Below are 23,867 nucleotides of genomic sequence, written 5' to 3'. Positions count from 1 at the left end.
CCTCCATCGCAGCGCGAAAAGTTACGGAAACGTCAACCATCATGGGTTGTCCGGAGCGGAACGATAATTTCTCGCCCTCTGAGTCAGGCGCAATTATTTATCACTTTGTGCATTGCGATGGAAGGCCGGAGTCGGGTATAGCCTGACGGAGAACGCAACGCGGGACCGAAGCCCTTCGCGCCTGCCGCATGGATCGGCGCCATGCCCTGCATCATGATCGGGGCCGGGGCCGCGCAGAAGGGTGACGAACAAGGGAGAGCACACGCATGAGCAACGCCACGGCCGAGGTCATTGATCTTCAGGCGAACCGGGAGAAGAAGGACCTGTACGAGGTGGGCGAGTTCCCGCCGCTGGGGCACGTGCCCAAGCAGATGTACGCCTGGGCGATTCGGCGTGAGCGCCACGGCCCGCCGGAGACCGCGATGCAGGTCGAGGTGGTGGACGTGCCGAAGCTGGAGTCGCACGAGGTCCTCGTGATGGTGATGGCTGCCGGCGTCAACTACAACGGTATCTGGGCGTCGCTGGGCGAGCCGATCTCGGTCTTCGACTCCCACAAGGAACCGTTCCACATCGCCGGCTCTGATGCCTCGGGGATCGTCTGGGCGGTCGGCTCGCAGGTCAAGCGCTGGAAAGTGGGTGACGAGGTGGTCGTCCACTGCAACCAGGACGACGGCGACGACGAAGAGTGTAACGGCGGCGATCCGATGTTCTCGCCGACCCAGCGCATTTGGGGCTACGAGACGCCGGACGGCTCCTTCGCGCAGTTCACCCGTGTGCAGGCGCAGCAGCTCATGCACCGGCCCAAGCATCTGACCTGGGAAGAGTGCGCCTGCTACACCCTGACGCTGGCGACCGCCTACCGCATGCTGTTCGGCCACCGCCCGCATGTGCTGCGCCCGGGTCACAACGTGCTGATCTGGGGCGCGTCGGGTGGCTTGGGCGCAATGGCGGTGCAGCTCTGCGCGGTCTCGGGCGCCAACGCGATCGGCGTGATCTCCGACGAGAGCAAGCGTGACTTCGTCATGTCGCTGGGCGCCAAGGGCGTCATCAACCGCAAGGACTTCAACTGCTGGGGCCGGCTGCCCGACGTCAACGGGCCGGACTTCAAGGCCTACATGAAGGAGTCCTACAAGTTCGGCCGCGCCATCTGGGACATCACCGGCAAGGGCAACGACGTCGACTGCGTGTTCGAGCATCCCGGCGAGGCCACCTTCCCGGTCTCCTGCCTGGTGGTGAAGCGCGGCGGCATGGTCGTGTTCTGCGCCGGCACCACCGGCTTCAACATCACCTTCGATGCCCGCTTCGTCTGGATGCGCCAGAAGCGTATCCAGGGCAGCCACTTCGCCAACCTGATGCAGGCCGCCCAGGCCAACCAGCTGGTGATCGAGCGGCGCCTGGATCCCTGCATGTCCGAAGTGTTCACGTGGGAGCAGATCCCCTACGCCCACACCAAGATGTGGAAGAACGAGCACAAGCCGGGCAACATGGCGGTGATGGTGCAGGCCGTGAAGCCGGGCCGGCGCACCGTCGAGGAATGCCTGGAGGGCTGATAACGCCGTCGCGACGCCCCCCTGCGCCGTCGGGCGCGGGGGGCGGGCGGTCCGCGGCGCCCCAACCGACCGTATGCCCCTCATGACCGCCCCGGGTGCCCCGCGCGCCCGGGGGCGTCATTTCGAGGAAAGACCGTTTCAGGGGAAGACGATGTCTGGACCACTCATCATTCAAGATCTGCTGCACACCTGCGAGCGCTCCTACGAGACCGCGCGCCAGGTGCTGGGCGCCATCCGCGACCACCTGGCCAGCGAGGTCAGCGTCGAGGGCAAGCTGGATGCCGCCGTGATGGAGCGCGAGCAGCACGCCACCCACGGCTTCGCCTGGTTCGCCACCTGCGTGACCGCCCTGGGCGAGATGCTGGCGTGGGCCAAGCGGCTGGAGGCCGACGGACGCCTCGGCGAGCTGGAGCAGCTCATTCTCCAGGGCGCGTTCTCCGAATACCTGCATCAGATCTTCGGCGGCGTGCCGATGAGCCAGGGCGAGTACGTCCGGCTGGCCGACTTCGGCATCGAGGTGCGCGAGCGCCAGGCGTTGCAGACCCCGTACACCACCCTGCTGCGCGAGCACGGTTTCACCGCCGCCTGCAAGGCCCGGATCGCCGAACTGATCAAGGACGGCAATTTCGGCGAGGTGGGTCTGGAGGACGAGACGCTGGACATGGTGCGCGACCAGTTCCGGCGATTCGTCGACGAGCAGGTGCAGCCGCACGCCCACGGCTGGCACGAGAAGGACGAACTCATCCCCATGGAGATCATCGACCAGATGGCCGAAATGGGCGTGTTCGGCCTCACGGTGCCGGAGGAGTTCGGTGGCAGCGGCCTGGGCAAGATGGCCATGTGCGTGGTCACCGAGGAGCTGTCGCGCGGCTACATCGGCGTCGGCTCGCTCGGCACCCGTTCGGAGATCGCCGCCGAACTGATCCGTCTGGGCGGCACGGATGCGCAGAAGCAGCACTATCTGCCCAGGATCGCCAGCGGCGAGATCCTGCCCACCGCCGTTTTCACCGAGCCCAACACCGGCTCCGACCTCGGCTCCGTGCGCACGCGCGCGGTGCTGGAGGGTGACGCGTGGGTGGTGACGGGCAACAAGACCTGGATCACCCACGCCGCCCGCACCGACCTGATGACCCTGATGGCGCGCACCGATCCGGACCAGCCCGGCTACAAGGGCCTGTCCATGTTCCTGGCGCCCAAGCCGCGCGGCACGGACGCGGATCCGTTCCCGGCCGAGGGCATGTCCGGCGGCGAGATCGAGGTGCTCGGCTACCGCGGCATGAAGGAGTACGAACTCTCCTTCGACGGCTTCACCATGCCCAAGGACGCGCTGCTGGGCGGGGTCGAGGGCCAGGGCTTCAAGCAGCTCATGGAGACTTTCGAGTCGGCCCGCATCCAGACCGCCGCGCGCGCCGTCGGTGTCGCCCAGTGCGCGCTGGAGGAGGGCCTGAAGTACGCGCAGGAGCGGATCCAGTTCGGCAAGCCGCTGTTCGCCTTCCCGCGCGTCCACGGCAAGCTCGCCTGGATGGTGGTCGAGACCATGATCGCGCGCCAGATCACCTACATGTCGGCGCGTGAGAAGGACAACGACATCCGCTGCGATATCGAGGCCGGCATGGCCAAGCTGCTGGCGGCGCGGGTGGCGTGGTCGAACGCCGACAACGCGTTGCAGATCCACGGCGGCAACGGCTACGCGCTGGAGTATCCGATCAGCCGTATCCTGTGCGATGCCCGCATCCTCAACATTTTCGAGGGCGCGGCCGAGATCCAGGCCCAGGTGGTCGCCCGCGGCCTGCTGGGCGGGCGCGGCAGCGTGCAGGCGAAGAAGAGCGCGGCCTGACCGGTCGCGCGCCTGCGGCCTTTGTCGAACGGCCCGGCCCCGCCCCGTCCGGGCGGGGCCGCGCCTGTCTGGGCCGTTCGGCGGCCGGCGCGGGCGTTTCGGCGGCCCATTCCGGAACGGTTGCTTGGCCCGCGTGCTTTTGTCGCCGTGCGCGCCGGACCGGCGCCAAGGGACTTGGAGTTCCCCGCGCGGCCTGACACAGTGCCCGCGTCCGGGACGGCATGGACGGCCGCTGTCGACGCCGGACGACACCACGACCGATTGCGGGGAGACGCATTCATGACCTTCGTGCGGAAACTGGCCCTTGGACTGGCGGTGACGGCGGGCCTTGGTCTGGCGACGGTGGCCCAGGCGCAGGAGCGGGTCACGCTCAAGTCGGCGAAATCGACCTCATCCTATTACGTGATGATGGTGCAGCTCGCCGAGATGACGCGGAAGGCCAGCGACGGCGCCATCTCTCCGACCGTCGAGGAAAGCCAGGGCTCGGTTCAGAACGTCAAGGAATCGTTCGTCCGGCCGGGCAACTTCCTGTTCACCACGCCGCCCAGCCTGCTGGCGGCTGCGCGCGCCGGCGATGCGCCCTTCGAGGGCCAGACCAACGACGACGCCCGCACGCTGTTCGTGATGCCGTTCGTGACCATTCACTTCGTTGTCACGGCCGACGGCGGCATCGACAGCGTCTCGGACCTGGCCGGCAAGACCTTCATCGCCGGCGGCAAGGGGACCTTCTGCGAGAAGCGCACCAACACCATCCTGGACCTGCTCGGTCTGGCCGACCAGGTGGAGATCGTCGAGGTCGAGCTGTCGGCCGCCGGCGATGCGATGCGCGACGGCAAGGTGGACGGGTTCGCCACCTGCTCGGCCCATCCGACCCCGCAGCTTGTCGAGCTGTCGACCACCACGCCCGTCAAGATCCTGAGCTTCACCGACGCGGAACGGGAGAGGATCCTGGAGCTGGATCCGCTGTCCGGACCGCTGACCATCGCCGCGGGCACCTACGAGGGCCAGGACGCGCCGGTCGACACCGTGGGCGTGCCGGTCGGCGCCTACGGCACCGTGCGCATGAGCGACGACGTGGCCTACTTCCTCACCAAGACCTTCTGGGAGTGGAAGGAGACGCTGGCCCAGGAAAACCCCTGGTGGGACGGCGTGACCCGGGACCTGATCGTGCAGATGGGGGCAAAGGTCCACCCCGGGGCGCTGCGTTACTACGAGGAGCAGGGTGTTTCGATTCCCGACGACATGAAGTAACGCCCCAAGGTAACACCGTAGCAGCCGCGATCCCGTCACCGTGACCCAGCCCGCTCCCGTGGCCCACGATCCCGCCCCTGGCGGGATCGTGCCGCCCTCCGGTCCGACCCCGCCGCGCAGCCCGGCCGAGACCGTCCGCACCCTCGGCCGCCTGCCGCTCCTGTTCGGCCTGGCGACGGTGGGCTTCCATCTCTACCTGGTCTTCGCCGGTCTGCTGCCGCATCTGGTGACGCGGCCACTGCACCTGATGCTCGCCATTCCCTGGGTGTTCTTCATCGACAGCCAAGGCGGGCGCTGGGCGCGCTGGTCCGGCTACGGGCTGGGCGCGGCCGGCCTGGCGTCCGCGGCCTACATCGTCGCCAACCACGGCGCGCTGGCGGACCAGTACGGCTCGTTGCAGGGCGGGCTACAGATCGCGGTGGCCGTGGTCCTGATCGCCGTCGTCCTGGACATGGCGCGCCGGGCCATCAAGGCGGTGCTGCCGGCGGTGGCGCTGGTGGTGCTGCTCTACGGGCTGGTCGGGCACTGGGTGCCGGGCCATTTCGGGCATGGCGAACTGCCGCTGAACTACTTCCTGGGGACCCTGATCATCACCGAGGGCGGGCTGTGGAGCGGCCTGACCGGGGTTTCGGTGACCGTGATCGCGCCCTTCATCATCCTGGGTGCGTTCATTTCCGCCGGAGCGGCGGGCACCGGCTTCATGGCGCTGGCGACCCAGTTGGCCGGACGGTTTCGCGCCGGCGCGGCCAAGGTGGCGGTGCTGTCCAGCGCCATGTACGGCACCATCTCCGGCGTTGCGGCGGCCAATACGGCGTCGACCGGCATGGTCACCATCCCGGCCATGAAGCGTTTGGGCTATCCGCCCAGCCTGGCGGCGGCGGTCGAGGCGGTGGCCTCGACCGGCGGTCAGATCATGCCGCCCCTGATGGGCGCCGGCATTTTCGTGATGGCCGAACTGCTGCACCGGCCGTATCTGGAGATCATGGGCGCGGCCACCCCGCCGGCGGTGCTGTTCTTCCTGACCGCCTGGTGGGGGGTGCACCAGTTCGCGATCCGGCTCGGGCTGAAACCGATGGCGGCCGCGGCGATGCCCGGGTGGACCGTGGTCGGGCGCACGGTGCCGTTCTTTCTGGTGCCGTTCACCATCCTGATCGTGTTCCTGACCGTCACCGCCTTCACGCCGGCCTATGCCGCGGCGGTGGCGATCGTGGCGACGCTGCTGATGTTGATCGCCGACGATACCGGGCGGCTGTCGGTGCGCGGCTGGGTATCGCGCGTGATGACGGGGACGGTCGAGGCCGGCCGCCAGGTCGCCAACATCGCCGCCATCATCGTGTGCGCCAGCATCATCGTCGGTGTCTTCAACATGACCGGCGTGGGGGTGAAGATCACCTCGCTGATCCTGTCGGCCTCCGGCGGCGAGCTGTGGCTGGCGCTGATCCTGACCGGCCTGGCGAGCCTGGTCCTCGGCATGGAGCTGCCGACCACCGCCGCCTACATCATCGCGGTCAGCGTGGCCGGACCGGCGCTGGTGGAACTGGGCCTGCCGGAGTTGTACGCCCATCTGTTCGTGTTCTGGTATGCGTTGCTGTGCACCATCACGCCGCCGGTCTGCGGCAACGTGTTCATCGCCGCCGGCATCGCCCGGACGCCGTGGATTCCGGTGTCGTTGCGCGCCATGCAGCTCGGCATCGGCCTGTTCATCGTGCCGCTGGGGTTCGTCGCCAACCCCTCGCTGCTGGCCCTGGCGCAGGATCCCCTGATGACGCTGGCGGCGGCGCTCAAGGTGGGCGTCGGGGTGTGGCTCATCAGTTTTGCCGCCATCGACCCGCTGCGGCGCTGGTGGGCCCGTCCCCTGGCCCTGGCGGCGGGGGCGGCGCTGATCTTCGTGGGCGGGATCTGACCGGCGGTCGCCCGGAGCCGCCCGGAGCCGCAGGACGAACATGGGAGGACAGCACCGCATGTTGCGCACCACGACGAGCCTGGGCGGGATGGTGAGCGCCCCGCATCATCTGGCGGCCCAGGCCGGCCGCGATGTTCTGCGCGAGGGCGGCACGGCGGTCGAGGCCATGGTGGCCGCCGCCGCCGCCATCGCGGTCGTCTATCCCCATATGAACGCGCTGGGCGGCGATGGCTTCTGGCTGATCGCGGAGCCGGGCCGCGATCCGGTGGCGATTCGGGCCTGTGGGCCGGCGGCGGGGCGCGCCACGGCCGCGTTCTACCACGCCGAGGGTCATCACCGGATCCCGCCGCGCGGTCCCCTGGGGGCGCTGACGGTGGCCGGCGCGGTGTCGGGGTGGGCCGAGGCGCTGGCGGTCTCGCACGCCTGGGGGGGGCGGCCGGTGCCGCTGGCCCGACTGCTGGAGCCGGCGGTGCGCCAGGCCCGGGACGGCGTGGTGGTGACCCGCTCCCAGGCCGCCCTGACCGCCGCGAAATGGGAGGAGCTGTCGGACCAGCCCGGCTTTCCCGAAACCTACGCGCCCGACGGGCCCCCGGCCGAGGGGGCGGTGCTGCGCTACCCGGCGCTGGCGGTGACCCTGGAGCACCTGGGCCGGACCGGCCTGGACGATTTCTATCGCGGCGACCTGGCGCGCACGCTGGCGGCCGGGCTGGCCGAGTCCGGCTCGCCCCTCACCCTGGCCGACCTGGAGGGCTACCGCGCCACCCGCGTGACGCCGCTGGCGGTGGACCTGACCCAGGGCCGGGTGTTCAACCACCCGCCCCCGACCCAGGGGGCGGCGGCGCTGATGATCCTGGGGCTGTTCGACCGTCTCGGGGTGCGGTCGGCGGAGAGCTTCGAGCACATCCACGGCCTGATCGAGGCCACCAAGCGCGCGTTCCTGAAACGCGACGCCCATATCGGCGACCCGGACCGCATGACGGTCGATCCGGCGACCTGGCTGACGCGCGAGGCCCTGGCCGACGCGGCGGCGCGCATCGACCGCGCCCAGGCGCTGCCGTGGCCGCAGGCGGGCGGGGCCGGGGATACCGTCTGGATGGGGGCGGCCGACGCCGCGGGGCGTGTGGTGAGCTACATCCAGAGCATCTTCTGGGAGTTCGGGTCCGGCGTCGTGGTGCCGGACACCGGCATTCTCTGGCAGAACCGCGGCGCGGGGTTCTCGCTCAGCGATGGGCCGAACACGCTCGGCCCCGGCCGGCTGCCGTTCCACACCCTCAATCCGGCGCTGGCGCGGCTGAAGGACGGCCGCACGCTGGCCTACGGCACCATGGGCGGCGAGGGGCAGCCGCAGACCCAGGCGGCCGTGTTCACGCGCCACGTGGTGTTCGGGCAGGATCTTCAGGCGGCGGTGACCGCGCCGCGCTGGCTGCTGGGGCGGACCTGGGGCCGCGAGTCCACGACGCTGAAGGTGGAGAGCCGCCTCGACCCGGCCCTGTGCCAGCGCCTGCGCGACGCCGGTCATGAGGTCGAGATGGTCGGTCCGTTCGAGGACATGATGGGTCACGCCGGCGCCGTGTCGGTGGCGCCGGACGGGGTCATCGCGGGGGCGGCGGACCCGCGCGCCGACGGCCTGTGCGCGGCGCTGTGAGGGAAAACACCCGGCGCGGCATTGACCCGCCGGGGCGATCCGTGCTGGATCCGGGGCGCGTCGATGGGACCGGCGGGACCGGCGCAACCGGGGTCGTTGGCCACGCATACACATCAGGGGAGGCAGCCGTGAACCGCAAGGAAATCGCATCAGTCCAGACGTACATGCGGCGGCTGTTCGGCAACGACGGGATCTCGCTCGGCATCCCCAAGAAGCCCAATGACCCGGTCGAGGTGTGGCTGAACGGCGAGTTCATTGGCACGCTGTACCGCGACGAGGAAGAGGGTGAGATCTCCTACGACTTCAACATGACCATTCTGGACGTCGACCTGCCGGTGCAGTGACCTGCCGGTGCAGTGACACCGGGGCCGGGCACCGGTCCCGGACATTGAAGTGTCCATGTCGGAGGCCCGGCGCGGCGGTCGGCTGGTCGCCCGGGTCTTTCGCGGTCACTCCGCCAGGCGGTACCAGCCCTCGGGGCCGAACGCCTCCAGCGGGCGGAAGCGCTGCTTATAGGCCATCTTGCGGCTGTTCTCGATCCAGTAGCCGAGATAGACGTAGTCCAGCCCCTCGGCCCTGGCCTGATCCACCAGCCACATCACCATATGGGTGCCCAGGCTGCGGCGCGGCGGCGCCTCGGGATCGAAGAACGAATACACTGCCGACAGGCCGTCGCCCATGCGGTCGAGCAGACAGCCGGCCAGAAGGGTGCCGTCCGCGGTGCGGAACTCCGCCATCGCGGTGTCGATCGGGCTGTCTTCAACCATAGAGCGATAGTCGAAGAACCCCATCAGCGCCATGTCGCTCTCGCCGTGCCGGTTCTGCTGATAGCGCGAGAACAGTTGGAATTGCTCGGCCGTCGCGACCGCCGGCAGCAGATGCGTGGTCAGGTCCGCGTTGGCCTTCCAGACCCGCTTGAGGGTGCCGCGTGGCACGAACTCCTCCGCGACGATGCGCACCGGCAGGCAGGCCTGACAGCCCGGGCAGGCGGGGGCATAGGCGATGGTGTGGCTGCGCCGGAAGCCGGCGCGGGAGAGCGCGTCGTGCACCGTGTCAGCGCCGGGGCCGGACAGGTCGGTGACGATCTTGCGCTCCAGGCGGCCGTCCAGATAGGGGCACGGCATCGGCGCCGTGGTGAAGAAGAACTGCGGTCGTTTCAGCGGTGTCTGATCCATGGCCGGCCTGTCGCACGGGGGGTCCGGTTCCGTAATATGGCCCGCATGGCCGGTGCCGCCAACCCTGCCCCCGGTCTATGCCCGGGTCTATGGCCCGGTCCACGGCGTTGCCGCAGCCGTGCTTCCGCTCGCCGCAACCGGGCCGGCGCTACAGATCGTTGGAGGGCTCCAGGTCGATGATGCTCGGCAGGGTCGGCACGCGGTCGGCCTGGGCCTGGGCGTACAGGTCGGCGTCGCGCAGCAGCACGATGTCGATGCGCCGGTTGCGCGGATCATCGGGGTTGCCCTCGATCAGCGGTTCGGTTCCGGCCTTGCCGGTCACCCCGCCGATGCGCGCCGGCGCGATGCCGGCCGACAGCAGCACGCGCCGGCTGGCGAGCGCCCGGTCCGCCGACAGCTCCCAGTTGCTGTAGCCGGTTGGATCGGAGAACGGGGCGGCGTCGGTGTGGCCGGTGATGAGCAGTTTATTCGGCAGATCGGCGATGGCTTCCGCCACCAGCCCCAGCAGCAGGCGGGTGTGCTCGTACATCGCCGACGACCCGCCGGGGAACATGGCGAGCCGGTCCTGATCGAGGAGCTGGATCTTCAGCCCGTCCCTGGTCTCCTCAATGATGAGGCTGTCCTGGAGCCGCTCCAGATCCGGCACCGCCTGGATGGCCTGACGCAGCGCCTGGGCGGTCTGGTCAAAGCTCGCCTCTTGCGCCGCTTCGCGGGCGGCCTCGGCGGCCGCTTCGGTGCCGGCCCCGGACGCGCCGTCCTCCGCGCTGGGGCCGTCGCCCGGCCCCATGTTCTCGCCCTCGCCGGACGGAAAGTCCGGCTGGGTCTCGTCCAGGCTGAGACCCTCGGCGGGATCGGTGAAGTCGTTGCCACCCATGCCCACCGTGGGCGGGGGCAGCATGGGCTGCGAGGCCGTGGAGGCGCTCATGGACTGGTTGGCGCCCTGGCCGACGATCTGGCCCCCCAGGATGCCGCCGGCGCCGCTCTGGCTGGACGACACGGCCGTCGGCGCGAAGTAGTTGGAGATGCCCTCAAGCTGCTCCTCGGTGACCGAGTTGAGCAGCCACAGGAGCAGGAAGAAGGCCATCATCGCCGTCACGAAGTCGGCATAGGCCACTTTCCACGCGCCACCGTGGTGGGCATGCCCGCCCTTCTTGACGCGCTTGACGATGACGGGAGTCTTCTCTTCGGCCATGCCTCGGTCGTCGTGCTCCTCGGGCGGATCGCGCGGCATTGGGCCCACTCTCGGGCTCCCATGCCGTGTGTGACTCCGCCCTCACTCTTTGAATCAGGGCCGCGTCACGTAATCGAACCGAAGCCCCTTGGTGAGTCCGTTCGATCACAATCGGCCCTGGCGAAGCGGGCCGGCCCCGCTCCCGTGCACCGGCTCCTGACGTTACCGACCGTCGCTAAACAAACCGTGAAGGCGACCCAGGGTGAGGGCGTCGCTCACGGGGTCCGCCCCATCATCAGTCGGACAGATTGGTGACCGCGTTTTCGACCTCGGCGAAGGAAGGCCGTACGGAGGGCGAGAGGATTTTGCGGGCGAACTCAATCGACACCTGCGGCGCATAGCCCTGCATGTGGGCCAGCAGCGCCGCCTTGATGCACTGCAGGTATTCCGTATCGGCGTCATAGGCGGTGCCGATGGCGCGACCGAACGGGGCGAAGAAGCCGTACGAGAACAGCACGCCCGAGAAGGTGCCGACCAGGGCGGCGCCGATCAGGTGGCCCAGCACCTCCGGCGGTTCGGTGATCGACCCCATGGTGTGGATCACGCCCAGCACCGCCGCCACGATGCCCAGCGCCGGCATGGCGTCGGCCATGTTGGTGACCGCCTCGGCGACGGCGTGATGCTCCTTGTGGTGCGCCTCGATCTCGCCGTCGATGATGGTCTCGACTTCGTGGGCGTTGTTCGTGCCCAGTGTGAGCAGGCGCAGATAGTCACACAAGAATTCAAGGTTGTGATGGTTGGAGGAGAAGCCGGAGAACTTCTGGAACAGCGGGCTCTCTTCCGGCTTTTCCACATGGCTTTCGAGGGCCAGGTCGCCCTTGGTCTTGGCCAGACGGAACAGCGAATAGAGCAGGCTCAGCAACTCCAGGTAATCCGGCTTCTTGTATTTCGGCCCCTTCAGCATGGGGCCGATGGCCTTGATGGTGTTGGACAGCAGGGTCTTGGGGTTGCCGATGAGATAGGCGCCGATGGCGGCGCCGAAGATAATCAGGAACTCGAACGGCTGCCAGAGAACGTAGAGATGGCCGCCCGCAAGCGCATACCCGCCCAAGACACTGACTGTCACCACGATGGTGCCGATGATGACGAGCATCGATCTCCACAACCCTGACTGTATGCATGCCGTCCCTGCGGACCGGCCCGCGAGTCCTGTCGCTGGTCACGCCCGGCGCGGCCCGAGTCTCGGCGCGCCGACCGCGATGACGCGGACTCCGGACGGCTGTCCATGCAGCCCACATACCCGAACATCCCAGTTCGGCCAAAGGAAATCAAACATTGGCGCCCGAGCGGTGATGGGGTAAGACGCCTGGGCCACATGGCGAGCGAGGCGTAGCGTATGTCCGTTGACCAGTTGTCGTTCCGGAAGACCATGGGTTGTTTCGCGTCCGGGGTCACCGTGGTGACCGCGCGGACGGGGCAGGGCCGGCCGGTCGGCCTGACCGTGAACGCGTTCTCGTCGCTCTCCCTGGCGCCGCCCCTGGTCCTGGTCTGCCTCGATCACCGGGTGGCGCACCTGGAGGCCTTTCGCGCCGGTCCGTTCGTGGTCAACATGCTGACCGAGGCCCAGCGCGACCTGTCGCAGCGATTCGCCGAAAAGCGCGAGGACCGCTTCGACGGGGTGGACTACGTTGACGGCCGCAACGGCGTCCCGGTGCTGAGCGGCGGCCTGGCGTGGGTGGAGTGCGAAACCCAGGAGGTCGTCACCGGCGGCGACCACGACATTATCATCGGCGCGGTCACCCACGTGGCGCATCAGGCGGCCGCCCGCCCGCTGGTGTATTTCCGCGGCGACTACGCCGGGCTGGCCTAAAGGGGGCCGCCCGCGCGACCCGGGACCGACGGCGGTCCGGTGGGTGCCGCAGGCTTGTGGACGACGGCCCATGGACGGCAGCGTGAGGGACCCCGTGGACGCCCCGCCGCGTCTCGAATTACGGGGCATCTGCAAGAGCTTTCCCGGCGTTCTGGTCAACGACCGGGTCGACTTGACCGTGCGGGCGGGGGAGATCCACGCCCTCCTGGGGGAGAACGGCGCCGGCAAGTCGACGCTGATGAAGATCGTGCACGGCGTGCTGGCGGCCGATTCGGGCACGATTCTGTGGCAGGGCGCGCCGGTGCGCATCGCCAGCCCGGCCGATGCGCGCCGCCTGGGCATCGGCATGGTGTTCCAGCACTTCGCGCTGTTCGAGTCCCTGACGGTGGCCGAGAACGTCGCCCTCGGCCTCGAAGAGCGCGTGCCGATGGACGCACTGGCGGCGCGCATCCGCGCCGTCTCGGACGGCTACGGCCTGGCGGTTGCGCCCGAACGGCACATCCACGAGCTTTCGGTAGGCGAGCGCCAGCGCGTCGAGATCGTGCGCTGCCTGCTGGGCGATCCGCACCTTGTCATTCTGGACGAGCCCACCTCGGTGTTGACGCCGCGCGAGGCGCTGGCGCTGTTCGACGTGCTGCGCCGGCTCCAGGCCGAAGGGCGCTCCATCCTCTACATCTCTCACAAGCTGGACGAAATCCGGGCGCTATGCGACCGCGCGTCGGTGCTGCGCGGAGGGCGCCTGGTGGCGACCGTGGATCCGCGCCAGGAGACCGCGCGTTCGCTGGCCCGCATGATGATCGGCACGGAGCCCCCCGACCTGACCGCCCGCGCCGACACCGGGGCGGACGCCGCAGCGCCGATGTTGGAGGTCGAGGCGCTCGACCTGGACCGTGACGACCCGCACGGCACCGACCTGCGCGACGTATCGCTGACGGTGCGCCCGGGGGAGGTCCTGGGAATCGCGGGGGTGGCCGGGAACGGCCAGAACGCGCTCATGCGCGCTTTGTCGGGCGAACGCCTGCTGGCGCGGCCGGGGGCGATCCGCATCGGCGGGGTGCCGGCCGCCCATCTCGGCCCGCGCGCCCGGCGCGACCTGGGCCTCGCCGTGGTCCCGGAGGAGCGTCTGGGGCAGGGGGCCGTTCCCGAACTGACGCTGGCCGAGAATGCCCTGCTGTCGGCGTACCGCCACGGCGGACTGGTGCGCGGCGGATTGGTGCACCGCGGCCAGACCCATGGCTTCGCGAGCCGGGTCATCCATGCCTTCAACGTCATCGCGCGCGGCAGTGCGGCGGAGGCCCGCAGCCTGTCCGGCGGCAACCTGCAGAAGTTCATCATCGGCCGCGAGATCCTGCAGAAGCCCCGCGTCCTGGTGGCGGCGCACCCGACCTGGGGCGTCGATGCCGGCTCGGCCGCCGCCATCCACCAGGCGCTGGTGGACCTGCGTGACCAGGGGGCGGCGATCCTGGTCATTTCCCAGGACCTGGACGAGTTGTACACGATCGCGGACCGCATCGCGGTCATCGCGGCCGGGCGATTGTCGGAAAGCCGGCCGACCCACGCCGCCACCGCCGAGGACATCGGCCTCATGATGGGCGGCCTGTTCGAGGGGGCCGCGCCCGAGCCCGCCGGAGGGACGCCGCATGTGGCTTAGACTGGAGCCGCGCCCGGAGCGCTCGCGGGTGATGGTCTACCTGACGCCGCTGGTGGCGGCGGGCCTGACCGCCGTGGCCGGTCTGATCCTGTTCGCGGCCCTGGGTCACGATCCGGGGCACGCCCTCTACGTGTTTTTCGTCGCGCCGCTGACCAGCAGTTTCGGGCTTTCGGAGCTGTTCGTCAAGGCGACGCCGCTGGTGCTGTGCGCGCTCGGCCTCGCCGTCGGGTTCCGGGGCAATGTGTGGAACATCGGCGCCGAGGGCCAGCTCATCCTGGGCGCCATCTTTGCCGGCGGGCTGGCACTGTGGGCGGGGGACGCCGACCTGCCGTGGCTGCTGCCGGCGATGGTGGGGGCCGGGATGCTGGGCGGGATGGCCTGGGCGGCGATCCCGGCGCTGCTGCGCACCCGCTTCAATGCCAACGAGATCCTGGTCAGCCTGATGCTGACCTACGTCGCCGGTCTGCTGCTGGGGTATCTGGTGCACGGCCCATGGCGCGATCCGGGCGGTTTCAATTTCCCGGAATCGGCGCTGTTCGGGGACTCGGCGCTGCTGCCGGCACTGGTCGAGGGGACCCGGCTGCATGTGGGGGCGCTGTTCGCCCTGGCCGCGGTGGGGGCGGTGTGGGTGCTGCTGATGCACTCCTTTATCGGCTTTCAGGTCAAGGTCATCGGCATGGCGCCGCGGGCCGGCGGCTATGCCGGCTTCAGCCAGGCCCGGGTGGTGTGGCTGGGCCTGCTGTCGGGGGGGGCGCTGGCCGGGCTGGCCGGCATGGTCGAGGTCTCGGGCCCGATCGGGCAGTTGCATCCGCAGATCTCGCCCGGTTACGGCTTCACGGCGATCATCGTCGCCTTCCTGGGGCGGTTGCATCCGCTGGGCATCCTGCTCGCTGGGCTGTTCATGGCGCTCACCTACCTGGGGGGGGATACCCTTCAGATCGAACTGGGGCTGCCGCGCGCGGTGACCGGGGTGTTCCAGGGCCTGATCCTGTTCTTCCTGCTGGCGTCGGATGTGCTGATCCATTACCGCCTGCGGCTCGGGCCGGTGCGGGTGCCGACGGCCCCGCCGGGATCGCGGCCGCAGGCGCAGCCGGCCCAGAGTGGCGAGTGACGGGGGGCGCGTGACATGGAGGGATGGGAGGGCCTGGCGGCTCTGCTGGTGGCCATGATCCGGGCCGCGACCCCGCTGGCGCTGGCCGCGATCGGCGAACTGGTGACCGAGAAGTCGGGCGTGCTGAACCTGGGCGTCGAGGGCATGATGCTGGTCGGCGCGGTGGCCGCCTTCGCCACCGCGGTGGCGACCGGCAGTCTGGTTCTGGCGCTGCTGGCGGCGATGATCGCGGCCATGCTGATGGCGGGGCTGTTCGGGGTGCTGACGCTGTCGCTGATGTCCAACCAGGTCGCCACCGGCCTGGCGCTGACCATCTTCGGCGTCGGCCTGTCGGCCTTTATCGGCAAGGATTTCATCGGCATCCCCATCGCCGGGTTGGGCAGCGTGTCGATTCCCGGTCTGTCGGACCTGCCGCTGGTGGGGCCGGTGCTGTTCGGCCAGGATCCGCTGGTCTACGCCTCGCTGGCCCTCGCCGCCGGGGTGAGCTGGGTGCTCTACCGCACGCGGGCCGGCCTGGTGGTGCGGGCGGTGGGCGAGAACCACCATGCGGCCCACGCCATCGGCTACCCGGTGATCGGCATCCGCTATCTTTGCGTGCTGTTCGGCGGCGCCATGTCGGGACTCGCCGGCGCCTACCTGTCGCTGGCCTACACCCCGATGTGGGTGGAGAACATGACCGCCGGACGCGGCTGGATCGCGCTGGCCCTGGTGGTGTTCGCGACCTGGAAGCCGGGCCGGGTCCTGCTCGGTGCCTACCTGTTCGGGGGCGTGACCATCGTGCAGCTCCATGCCCAGGGGATGGGGCTGGAGGTCTCGTCGCATATCCTCTCGATGTTGCCGTACCTGGCCACCATCCTCGTGCTGGTGCTCATCTCCCGCGACCGGGTGAAGATCCGCCTCAATGCGCCGGCCTGTATCGGGAGGGTCTTTCGTCCGGAACACTAAGGCAGGCCGGCGGTTTGCCGGATTGTTTTCACCGGTTACGTCACATTAAGGTGTTGGCGTTAGGGTTTCGCTCGGGCATTCACGGTCGGGGGCAGCGGCGGTGTCAGAACGGATGCGGATCGGCGATCGGCCGGTCTCGGAGGTGGCGCGGGCGTACACCCGCACCGGCGCGACGCCGGAAACCGCGCCGGTGGACTGGGGCAAACCGACGGCACAGGTGTTGGGCATCCCGGAAGGGGACCTGACGCCGGCGGTGCTGTCCGCCATGGAACGTCTGCTGGGCGAGGTGCGCCAGCTCCACGACGAGGTGGAGGCCCTGCGCGAGCGGCTGCGCCGGGCCGAGACGCTGGCCGATATCGACCCGCTGGTGCCCCTGCGCAACCGCAGGTCTTTCGTGCGCGAACTGGAGCGCATGATCGCCTACGCCGAGCGACACGACCACGATATCTCGCTGCTGATGCTGGACGTGGATGGTCTCAAGCCCATCAACGACCGCGGCGGCCATGCCGCCGGCGATGCGGCCATCAAGGAGGTGGCGGCCGCCCTGATCGAGGGCACGCGGTCGTCGGACCTGCTCGGCCGGCTGGGCGGCGACGAGTTCGGCGTGGTGCTGATGGACATGGACCATACCGGGGCCGAGCAGATCGGCAGTCGCATCCGCGCGGCCATCCGCCAGCGCACCGTCGACCTGCCCGAGGGCCCGGAGCCCCTGTCGGCCTCCTGCGGCATCTGCACCTTCCGGCCCGGCCTGTCGCTGGAGGAGGCGCTGGAGACCGCCGACCGCAACATGTACCGCCAGAAGAGCGAGCGCCGCCGGCCCTGACACCGCCGCCACCGGCCGCGCTCGCCCGGTCGCTCACAACGGCAGCAGCAGGCGCACCCGCAGCCCGCCCAGAGGGCTGTCCAGGAGCGCGATCTCCCCCCCCATGCCACGCACCAGGTCGCGGGCGATGGTCAGGCCCAGGCCCATACCGCCGGTCTTGAGGTTGCGCGAGGTCTCCAGGCGCTGGAACGCCTTGAACACGTCCTCGCGCTGGGCGGCCGGGATCCCCGGGCCGTCATCGTCCACCAGGATCTGGGCATGGTCGGGGCGGGCCGTGGCGTGAACCTCGACCCGGGTCGCGTGCCGCACCGCATTGCCGATGATGTTGCCCACGCAACGCTCGAACGCCTGGCGCTTGAGCGGCAGCACGATGGGCCGCGGCACCGTCAGTGCGACGGCGCCGCCGGACCGGCGGTGACGCTCTACCACGTCGTGCAGCAGGGCGCCCAGTTCGGTCTCGGCCGCTGTCTCGGTGCCGGCGCCGCGGGCGAAGTCCAGGTAGGCGTCCACCATGCGTTCCATCTCGGCCACGTCGGCGCGCAGGTCGTCCACCCCGTCGACCCCGTCCAGCAGCGCCAGTTGCAGCTTCATGCGCGTCAGCGGCGTGCGCAGGTCGTGCGAGACGCCCGCCAGCATGGCCGTGCGCTGGTCGATCTGGCGCCGGATGCGGTCGCGCATGGCGATGAAGGCGCGCGCCGCCTGGCGAACCTCGGTGGCCCCGGCGACCTTCAGATCCGGGGCCTCACGGCCCTTGCCGAAGGCGTCGGCGGCGCGGGCCAGCCGCAGCAGCGGCCGCACCTGGTTGCGCATGAAGATCGCCGCGACGCCGAACAGGACGATCGACGAACTCGCCATCCAGAACACGAACAGGAAGATCGACTCGGTGAACAGCCGTTCCTTCGAGACCTCGACCGACAGCACCCCGCCGGTCGTCTGCATGTGCACCACCAGATTGGCCGCACCGGGACGGCCGTCGATGACGAAGGGGTGCGGCACGTACCCGCCCAGGCGCCGACTCAGGGCGCGCTCGATGGGGTCGCTCTGGCTGGGCGGGATCTCGGGCAGGCGGGCGCCCGGCCGGAAGTCGAACACGAGGCCCTGGGTGATGCGCGCGACGCTGAAGGCCCACTCCTGCACGTCTTCGCGGGGGTAGGTGCGCAGGATGCGCACGACCATGCCGATCTCCGAGGCCACCGCCGTGTTGAGGCGGCGCGAGACGATGTCCCAGTGCCGGTCGAAAAACACGTAGGCGGTGATGATCTGCAACAGCACCAGCGGGATGACGATGATGAGCAGGGACCGCGCCATCAGGTCCCGGGGCGCCAGGCGCTTCAGCAGGCGGAAGGGGCGGAGAGGGGCCATGGGGGGCTCCGCACGGGCGTGTCGGTCGGGATGGCGTCAGTCCGGCCGCAGCAGGTAGCCGCGCCCGCGCACCGTATGCAGGTAGCGGGGCGTGCGCGGGTCCGGCTCCAGCTTGCGGCGCAGCCGGGTGACCTGCACGTCGACGCCGCGCGGGTTGGCGGCGGTTCCGGTCACCTCCGCCAGGGCCTCGCGCGAGAACACCACGCCCGGTTGGCCGGCCAGCACCATCAGGAGCTGCGTCTCGGTGGTGGTCAGGTGCAGCGGCTCGCCGTCGCGCAGCAGGGTTTCCCGCCGCAGGTCCAGGGTCAACGGGCCGAACCGCAACGGGTTCGGCGCCGGGGTCGGGTCGTCGGGCGGCGCGGTGGGCCGCTCCGCCACCCGGCGCAGGATGCCGGTGATGCGCAACAGCAGCTCGCGCGGCTCGAATGGCTTCGGCAGATAGTCGTCGGCCCCGGCCTCCAGACCGCGGATGCGGGCCTCGGGATCCCCCATCGCCGTCAGCATCAGGATCGGCACGGTGCTGCCCCGCCGCAGGTCGCGGGTCAGCGACAGGCCGTCCTCGCCCGGCATCATGACGTCCACCACCAGCAGGTCGAAGGCGAGCGCGGCGAGATGCGCGCGGGCCTCCTCCGGATCGGCGGCGGCGGTCACCAGGAACCCGTTGTCCGACAGGTAGCGGGTCAACAGGGCGCGCAGGCGCTCGTCGTCGTCCACCACCAGGATGTGCGGTGTGGCGGCAATGTCCGGGCCGTCGGCCGCGGTCATCATGGCTGGTCCCGGCGTGCGAAGCGGCCGCGTTCCGGGGCATCCATGATGCCCAGCAGCACGGCCCGGAAGCCCTGCACCGCGTCGCCGCCGGCCTCGCGGTACGCGTTCGCGATGCGCTGGCGCTGTGCCTCGGTCAACTGGCGCTCGATCTCCACCCCCTTGGCGGTCAGTTCCAGCAGGCGCTGGCGCCGGTCGGCGGTGCCGCGGTGCTGGACGATGAAGCCGTCGCGCACGAGCTGCCCCAGGACGCGCGACAGGCTCTGCTTGGTGATCTTCAGGATATCGAGCAGGTCGCTGACCGAGATCATGGGATGGCGGCCGACAAAGTAGATCACGCGGTGATGGGCGCGGCCGAATCCGTACTTTTCGAGCATCGCGTCCGCCTCCGACGTGAAGTCGCGGTAGGCGAAGTACAGCATCTCGATCGCCTGGCGCAGTTCCTCCTCGCGCAGGAACAACGGATTGGCACCCGTCTTCAGGTCAGTCATGGGCGCCGGGCCCCGGTACCGCGTCGCGCATGCGGCCGTCCGATGGCAGGCATGCGGGCCGAAAATAAGTCAGTGTTGTTGACATATCGTCCTAACGATGTTACCCGGTTCCTGTCATTTGCGGACATATTCCATCACCGGGAGGCGACAGACCATGGCCATGATTCCCTTCGACGATCGCGACGGCGTCATCTGGTACAACGGTGAGCTGGTCGAGTGGCGCGAGGCCAAGCTGCACGTGTTGAGCCATGGTCTGCATTATGCCTCGTCGGTGTTCGAGGGCGAACGGGTCTACAACGGCACGGTCTTCAAGCTCACCGAGCACACCGAGCGTCTGCACGAGTCCGCCCGCCAGATGGGATTTCAGATCCCCTATTCGGTGGAGGAGATCAATGCCGCCCATGACGTCGTCCTGAAGGCCAACGGCATCGCCGACGGCTACGTCCGCCCGGTGGCGTGGCGCGGCTCCGAGATGATGGGCGTGTCGGCCCAAAACAACCGCATCAACCTGGCCATCGCGGCCTGGCAGTGGCCGTCGTACTTCTCGCCGGAGGCCCGCATGGCGGGGATTCACCTGGCGATCTCCGACTGGCGTCGTCCCGATCCGCGCTGCGCGCCGGTGCAGGCCAAGGCCGCGGGCCTGTACATGATCTGCACCCTGTCCAAGCACAAGGCGGAGCAGGAGGGATACCATGACGCGCTCATGCTGGACTGGCGCGGCCAGGTGGCCGAGGCGACCGGCGCCAATATCTTCTTTCTGATGCCGGACGGCAAGCTGCACACGCCGACGCCCGATTGCTTCCTCGACGGCATCACCCGGCGCACGGTGATCGGGCTGGCGCGCGAGGCCGGTCTGGAGGTCGTCGAGCGCGCCATCATGCCGGAGGACATGGCACAGGCGCGTGAAGTGTTCCTGACCGGCACGGCCGCCGAGGTGACGCCGGTCGGCCGCATCGCGGATCTGGCGTTCACACCGGGTGAGGTGACGCGCACGCTCATCGACGCCTACGATCGGGCCGTCAATCGGCCGCACGACCTGACCGCCGCCGCCTCCGTGTCCGCCGCCTGAGGCGGCGACAGGACCGCGGTCACCGCGGAGGACTGCCTGTGCCGCTGCCCGTCTTCGTGCTGAACCTGCCGCGCGATACCGATCGACGGGCGCGCGTCGAGGCGGACCTGGCTCGCGTCGGCCTGCAAGGCGTATTCGTGCCGGGGGTCGACGGTCAGGCGCTGACGGCGGCGGACTGGGCGCGCTACGACGGACCGCGCTGCCGGGTGCGCTATGGCACCGACATGCTGCCCGGCGAGCTTGGATGCTACCTGGGTCACGAGCGGGTGCTGCGGCGCATGCTGGAGGGGTGCCACCGGGTGGCCCTGGTCCTGGAGGACGACGCTCGGCTGTCCGAGGACCTGAGGCCGCTTCTGGAGGTTCTGCTGAGCGGACCGCCGTCGTGGCAGGTGGTGCGGCTGTCGTCGATGCGACCGCGTCAGGTGGCCGAGGCCGTGGCGGGGCGGCGCCCGGATCTGCCACTGACCGAGGGGCGCGGCCTCTTTCGCCTCAAGACCCATGTTCTGGGCGCCCAGGGATACGTGGTCACGGCCGAGGGCGCGCGCGGCCTGCTCGCCTGCGGCCGCCGGATCGTATTGCCTTGGGACCACATGATGGACCGCTTCTGGGAGAACGGCATCGTCCCCTATGTGGTCTGGCCGCCGCCGGTGCGGCACGGCACCGAGCTGCCCTCCTGTATCGGCGCGCGCGATCCGCGCCGCCGCTACGAGAGCGGCGTGGTCACCCTGTGGCGGCGGCGCATGAACCGATGGCGCGACGGCCTGGGGAAGCGGTGGTACACTCTGCGCCATCCGTGACGTTGGCATGTGTCCGGTGCCGAGGCTGCCATGACCGACTTCTCCGCCGCCGCGCCGCCGCCGGGTTTCCGCCTGCCCGGGGAGTTCGAGCCGCACGATCGCTGCTGGATGTGCTGGCCGTCCAATGCCGCGCTTTGGGGGCCACACCTGGCGGCCGCGCGCGCGGCATATGCCACGGTTGCGCGCACCATCCGCGCGTTCGAGCCGGTCACCATGGTGGCGCGGCCGGAGGACGCCGAGGCGGCCGCCGAGGCCTGCGGGGACGAGATCGAGGTCTGGGTCCGGCCGATCGACGATTCCTGGGCGCGCGACAGCGGACCCACGTTCCTGGTTGACGATGCCGGCGGGGCCATTGCCGTCGACTGGGTCTTCAATGGCTGGGGGGGCAAGGCCGCCGCGGTGGCGAACGACGATGCCCTGGCAAGCGCCCTCGGGATCAGGGCCGGTGCCCGCGTGGTGCGCGCGCCGCTGGTCCTGGAAGGCGGATCCATCTGCTCGGACGGCGAGGGCACCCTGCTGGTGACCGAACAGTGCCTGCTCCACCCCAACCGCAACCCGGGGCTCGACCGCGCCGCCCTCGAACGCCACCTGATGGCCCTGTTGCGGGTCGAAACGGTGCTGTGGCTGCCGTACGGCTTGGCCGACGATGCCGAGACCGACGGCCATGTGGACAACGTGGCCTGCTTCGTGCGGCCCGGGGTGGTCATGATGGTGGCGCCGCCGCGCGACCCGGATCATCCGGATCATGCGCGTCTGAGCGAAAACCAACGCGTGCTGATGGCGGCAACGGATGCCCTGGGGCGACAGCTTGAGATCATCCCGCTGCCGCACGCCCCCGGACTCGCGGGGCCGGACGGCCGCCCCCTGGCACGGTCCTACGCCAACTTTTATATCGCCGACGGCGGCATCGTGATGCCGGGGTTCGGCCTGGAGACCGACACCGAGGCGCTGGAGGCGGTGCGCGACGCCTTTCCCTATCACGATGTCGTCATGCTGCCGGAGGGCGCCGTGATCGCCCACGGCGGCGGCAACATCCATTGCATCACCCAGCCGCAGCCCACCGCCGTGCGCAAGCCGGGCTGCCCGGGTTGACCGAGGACGGCTCGTCCATGCCCCTTGCACCGTCGCGAATGGCCCCGCCGCGCAGCATCACCCTGGCCGCCACGCAGATGGCGTGTTCCTGGGACACCGCCGCCAACCTGGACCGTGCCGAGGCGCTGGTGCGGCGCGCGGCGGATGCCGGCGCCCGGGTGATCCTGCTTCAGGAGCTGTTCGAAACGCCGTACTTCTGCAAGGACGAGGATCCGGACCACTTCGCCTGGGCGCGGCCCGGTGCCGGGCATCCCGTGTTGGCGCGATTCGCGCGACTGGCGCGCGAGCTGGACGTCGTCTTGCCGGTCAGCTTTTTCGAATGCGCCGGCCAGACCCAGTTCAACAGCCTGGCCATGATCGACGCCGACGGCACGGTGATGGGCGTCTACCGCAAGAGCCACATCCCGCAGGGGCCGGGCTACGAGGAGAAGTTCTACTTCAGCCCCGGCGATACCGGCTTCCGCGTCTGGCACACCCACTACGCCACGCTCGGGGTGGGCATCTGCTGGGACCAGTGGTTCCCGGAGGCCGCGCGGGCCATGGCCCTGATGGGCGCCGAGGTGCTGCTCTATCCTACCGCCATCGGATCCGAGCCGGACGCGCCGGACCTGGACACCGCCGGGCATTGGCGCCGGGTGATGCAGGGCCATGCCGGGGCCAACCTTGTGCCTGTGGTGGCGTCGAACCGTATCGGCCGCGAGGAGGGCCGGCGCTGCGTGGTGACGTTCTATGGGTCCTCCTTCATCGCCGATCACACCGGGGCCGTGGTGGCCGAGGCCGACCGCGACGACGAGACGGTGCTCACGGCCACCGTGGACCTGGAGGCGGCCGCCCGGCATCGCCGCGCCTGGGGCGTGTTCCGCGACCGCCGGCCCGATCTGTACGGGGCGCTGTTGGGCCTGGACGGCGCGGACCGGGCTCGGCCCTACAGCCGGTAGCGACACACCGGACTCGCGGCGCGATTTTGGTCTGTCGCAAAAATCGGCTGAGAGCCATATCGTTAGCGCGGAGTCACGCGGTCCATCCGAACCCCGTCGTGGGTCCGATTGGTCGCGATCCGCGCTGGCCGTCGATCACGCCGGCCGTCGGGCTCGACGTGCGCCCGGCCGCCTCCCGCGCCGCCATGACGAGACGATGGTTGTCCGTCCGCAGCAGGCCATTGTCGCGCCAGTCGTTGAAGTCGCCCCGCACCGTGGACACCGGCGGAACGTCGTTCGGCAGGAGGCGCCATTGGCACCCGGTGGCGGCCATGTGCAGGATCGCGTCGAACACGTCCCGCAGGTCCGTCGTCCGAGGCCGGCCCGTCCGCTCATCCTGGGGGCGAGTGATGTCAGTCCACATGGTGCGCTTCCTTGGCTG

The 23,867-nt window shown here is 69.7% G+C and carries 21 protein-coding genes and 1 pseudogene; 15 read left to right on the top strand and 7 right to left on the bottom strand.

Annotation, left to right across the window (positions count from 1 at the left end; genetic code table 11):
* Positions 1-266: 266 nt before the first annotated feature.
* The 6 genes from ccrA to GGD88_RS03315 all read left to right on the top strand — a co-directional run bounded on the left by ccrA (position 267) and on the right by GGD88_RS03315 (position 8,530).
* Positions 267-1,550 carry a crotonyl-CoA carboxylase/reductase gene (gene ccrA, locus GGD88_RS03340; protein WP_184431715.1) on the top strand — a complete coding sequence of 428 codons (1,284 nt, stop codon included), beginning with the start codon at positions 267-269 and terminating at the stop codon, positions 1,548-1,550.
* Positions 1,551-1,701: 151 nt separating this feature from the next.
* The gene (locus GGD88_RS03335) at positions 1,702-3,387 is read left to right on the top strand and encodes an acyl-CoA dehydrogenase family protein (protein WP_184431713.1); all 1,686 of its coding nucleotides are present in this window, start codon (positions 1,702-1,704) and stop codon (positions 3,385-3,387) included.
* A 279-nt stretch (positions 3,388-3,666) separates the two neighbouring features.
* Entirely contained in the window at positions 3,667-4,638 is a 972-nt protein-coding gene (locus GGD88_RS03330) for a TAXI family TRAP transporter solute-binding subunit (RefSeq protein WP_184431711.1), read from the top strand.
* 40 nt (positions 4,639-4,678) lie between these two features.
* Complete coding sequence (locus tag GGD88_RS03325; RefSeq protein ID WP_343056232.1) at positions 4,679-6,541, top strand: TRAP transporter permease; 1,863 nt, start codon at positions 4,679-4,681, stop codon at positions 6,539-6,541.
* A 58-nt stretch (positions 6,542-6,599) separates the two neighbouring features.
* Positions 6,600-8,186: a gamma-glutamyltransferase family protein gene (locus GGD88_RS03320; protein ID WP_184431709.1), complete on the top strand. Its 1,587-nt coding sequence runs from the start codon at positions 6,600-6,602 to the stop codon at positions 8,184-8,186.
* A gap of 128 nt (positions 8,187-8,314) precedes the next feature.
* On the top strand, positions 8,315-8,530 hold the full coding sequence (locus tag GGD88_RS03315; protein ID WP_184431707.1) for a DUF3126 family protein: 216 nt from the start codon (positions 8,315-8,317) through the stop codon (positions 8,528-8,530).
* Between the two features lie 105 nt (positions 8,531-8,635).
* Here GGD88_RS03315 and GGD88_RS03310 read toward each other — a convergent pair whose 3' ends face one another.
* From GGD88_RS03310 to motA, 3 genes are all read right to left on the bottom strand, one after another.
* Positions 8,636-9,361, bottom strand: a complete 726-nt coding sequence (locus GGD88_RS03310) for an arginyltransferase (RefSeq protein ID WP_184431705.1) — start codon at positions 9,359-9,361, stop codon at positions 8,636-8,638.
* Between the two features lie 148 nt (positions 9,362-9,509).
* Positions 9,510-10,592: a flagellar motor protein MotB gene (locus GGD88_RS03305; protein WP_246423537.1), complete on the bottom strand. Its 1,083-nt coding sequence runs from the start codon at positions 10,590-10,592 to the stop codon at positions 9,510-9,512.
* Between the two features lie 235 nt (positions 10,593-10,827).
* Positions 10,828-11,685, bottom strand: coding sequence for a flagellar motor stator protein MotA (gene motA / locus GGD88_RS03300; RefSeq protein ID WP_184431703.1), 858 nt, complete (start codon positions 11,683-11,685; stop codon positions 10,828-10,830).
* A 243-nt stretch (positions 11,686-11,928) separates the two neighbouring features.
* On the opposite strand from motA, the gene GGD88_RS03295 reads away from it, so the two are divergent.
* The 5 genes from GGD88_RS03295 to GGD88_RS03275 all read left to right on the top strand — a co-directional run bounded on the left by GGD88_RS03295 (position 11,929) and on the right by GGD88_RS03275 (position 16,932).
* Positions 11,929-12,402: a flavin reductase family protein gene (locus tag GGD88_RS03295; RefSeq protein WP_184431701.1), complete on the top strand. Its 474-nt coding sequence runs from the start codon at positions 11,929-11,931 to the stop codon at positions 12,400-12,402.
* A gap of 70 nt (positions 12,403-12,472) precedes the next feature.
* Entirely contained in the window at positions 12,473-14,053 is a 1,581-nt protein-coding gene (locus GGD88_RS03290) for an ABC transporter ATP-binding protein (RefSeq protein WP_184431699.1), read from the top strand.
* Positions 14,043-15,164, top strand: a complete 1,122-nt coding sequence (locus GGD88_RS03285; RefSeq protein ID WP_246423536.1) for an ABC transporter permease — start codon at positions 14,043-14,045, stop codon at positions 15,162-15,164. The genes GGD88_RS03290 and GGD88_RS03285 overlap by 11 nt, the downstream gene beginning before the upstream one ends.
* Before the next feature lie 15 nt (positions 15,165-15,179).
* Complete coding sequence (locus GGD88_RS03280) at positions 15,180-16,109, top strand: ABC transporter permease (protein WP_184431698.1); 930 nt, start codon at positions 15,180-15,182, stop codon at positions 16,107-16,109.
* 112 nt (positions 16,110-16,221) lie between these two features.
* Positions 16,222-16,932 carry a GGDEF domain-containing protein gene (locus tag GGD88_RS03275; RefSeq protein WP_184431696.1) on the top strand — a complete coding sequence of 237 codons (711 nt, stop codon included), beginning with the start codon at positions 16,222-16,224 and terminating at the stop codon, positions 16,930-16,932.
* Positions 16,933-16,965: 33 nt separating this feature from the next.
* Here the strand turns inward: GGD88_RS03275 and GGD88_RS03270 are convergent, their stop codons facing one another.
* The 3 genes from GGD88_RS03270 to GGD88_RS03260 are packed head-to-tail and all read right to left on the bottom strand — an operon-like array spanning position 16,966 to position 19,550.
* A complete protein-coding gene (locus GGD88_RS03270; protein ID WP_184431694.1) occupies positions 16,966-18,294 on the bottom strand; it encodes an ATP-binding protein in 1,329 nt (442 codons plus the stop codon).
* Between the two features lie 36 nt (positions 18,295-18,330).
* A complete protein-coding gene (locus tag GGD88_RS03265) occupies positions 18,331-19,059 on the bottom strand; it encodes a response regulator (protein ID WP_184431952.1) in 729 nt (242 codons plus the stop codon).
* Entirely contained in the window at positions 19,059-19,550 is a 492-nt protein-coding gene (locus GGD88_RS03260) for a MarR family winged helix-turn-helix transcriptional regulator (protein ID WP_184431692.1), read from the bottom strand. Before GGD88_RS03260 ends, GGD88_RS03265 begins: the two co-directional genes overlap by 1 nt.
* A gap of 154 nt (positions 19,551-19,704) precedes the next feature.
* On the opposite strand from GGD88_RS03260, the gene GGD88_RS03255 reads away from it, so the two are divergent.
* From GGD88_RS03255 to aguB, 4 genes are read left to right on the top strand one after another with little or no spacing between them, the layout of a single operon-like run.
* Positions 19,705-20,619 carry a branched-chain amino acid aminotransferase gene (locus tag GGD88_RS03255; RefSeq protein ID WP_184431690.1) on the top strand — a complete coding sequence of 305 codons (915 nt, stop codon included), beginning with the start codon at positions 19,705-19,707 and terminating at the stop codon, positions 20,617-20,619.
* 38 nt (positions 20,620-20,657) lie between these two features.
* Positions 20,658-21,416, top strand: a complete 759-nt coding sequence (locus GGD88_RS03250) for a glycosyltransferase family 25 protein (RefSeq protein WP_184431688.1) — start codon at positions 20,658-20,660, stop codon at positions 21,414-21,416.
* 30 nt (positions 21,417-21,446) lie between these two features.
* Positions 21,447-22,508 (top strand): agmatine deiminase family protein, encoded by a 1,062-nt coding sequence (locus tag GGD88_RS03245; protein ID WP_184431686.1) that lies wholly within the window; start codon positions 21,447-21,449, stop codon positions 22,506-22,508.
* A 17-nt stretch (positions 22,509-22,525) separates the two neighbouring features.
* Positions 22,526-23,446 (top strand): N-carbamoylputrescine amidase, encoded by a 921-nt coding sequence (gene aguB, locus GGD88_RS03240; RefSeq protein WP_184431684.1) that lies wholly within the window; start codon positions 22,526-22,528, stop codon positions 23,444-23,446.
* Positions 23,447-23,570: 124 nt separating this feature from the next.
* Here the strand turns inward: aguB and GGD88_RS03235 are convergent.
* A pseudogene (locus tag GGD88_RS03235) lies at positions 23,571-23,828 on the bottom strand (transposase); the annotation flags it as partial.
* Positions 23,829-23,867 lie beyond the last annotated feature (39 nt).

Origin of the sequence: Roseospira goensis, assembly GCF_014197795.1 — a bacterium.
GTDB classification, from domain to species: Bacteria; Pseudomonadota; Alphaproteobacteria; order Rhodospirillales; family Rhodospirillaceae; genus Rhodospira; species Rhodospira goensis.
The sequence above is the reverse complement of the archived record's forward strand: the minus strand, read 5'-3'. Positions and strand labels throughout refer to the sequence as shown.

Coding starts and splice junctions, on each gene's coding strand:
- GGD88_RS03245 (WP_184431686.1), top strand. CDS start 21,447: ATGACCGACTTCTCCGCCGCCGCGCCGCCGCCGGGTTTCCGCCTGCCC.
- GGD88_RS03330 (WP_184431711.1), top strand. CDS start 3,667: ATGACCTTCGTGCGGAAACTGGCCCTTGGACTGGCGGTGACGGCGGGC.
- motA (WP_184431703.1), bottom strand. CDS start 11,685: ATGCTCGTCATCATCGGCACCATCGTGGTGACAGTCAGTGTCTTGGGC.
- GGD88_RS03305 (WP_246423537.1), bottom strand. CDS start 10,592: ATGCCGCGCGATCCGCCCGAGGAGCACGACGACCGAGGCATGGCCGAA.
- GGD88_RS03320 (WP_184431709.1), top strand. CDS start 6,600: ATGTTGCGCACCACGACGAGCCTGGGCGGGATGGTGAGCGCCCCGCAT.
- GGD88_RS03275 (WP_184431696.1), top strand. CDS start 16,222: ATGCGGATCGGCGATCGGCCGGTCTCGGAGGTGGCGCGGGCGTACACC.
- ccrA (WP_184431715.1), top strand. CDS start 267: ATGAGCAACGCCACGGCCGAGGTCATTGATCTTCAGGCGAACCGGGAG.
- aguB (WP_184431684.1), top strand. CDS start 22,526: ATGCCCCTTGCACCGTCGCGAATGGCCCCGCCGCGCAGCATCACCCTG.
- GGD88_RS03295 (WP_184431701.1), top strand. CDS start 11,929: ATGTCCGTTGACCAGTTGTCGTTCCGGAAGACCATGGGTTGTTTCGCG.
- GGD88_RS03290 (WP_184431699.1), top strand. CDS start 12,473: ATGGACGGCAGCGTGAGGGACCCCGTGGACGCCCCGCCGCGTCTCGAA.
- GGD88_RS03280 (WP_184431698.1), top strand. CDS start 15,180: ATGGAGGGATGGGAGGGCCTGGCGGCTCTGCTGGTGGCCATGATCCGG.
- GGD88_RS03310 (WP_184431705.1), bottom strand. CDS start 9,361: ATGGATCAGACACCGCTGAAACGACCGCAGTTCTTCTTCACCACGGCG.
- GGD88_RS03285 (WP_246423536.1), top strand. CDS start 14,043: ATGTGGCTTAGACTGGAGCCGCGCCCGGAGCGCTCGCGGGTGATGGTC.
- GGD88_RS03270 (WP_184431694.1), bottom strand. CDS start 18,294: ATGGCCCCTCTCCGCCCCTTCCGCCTGCTGAAGCGCCTGGCGCCCCGG.
- GGD88_RS03335 (WP_184431713.1), top strand. CDS start 1,702: ATGTCTGGACCACTCATCATTCAAGATCTGCTGCACACCTGCGAGCGC.
- GGD88_RS03265 (WP_184431952.1), bottom strand. CDS start 19,059: ATGACCGCGGCCGACGGCCCGGACATTGCCGCCACACCGCACATCCTG.
- GGD88_RS03255 (WP_184431690.1), top strand. CDS start 19,705: ATGGCCATGATTCCCTTCGACGATCGCGACGGCGTCATCTGGTACAAC.
- GGD88_RS03260 (WP_184431692.1), bottom strand. CDS start 19,550: ATGACTGACCTGAAGACGGGTGCCAATCCGTTGTTCCTGCGCGAGGAG.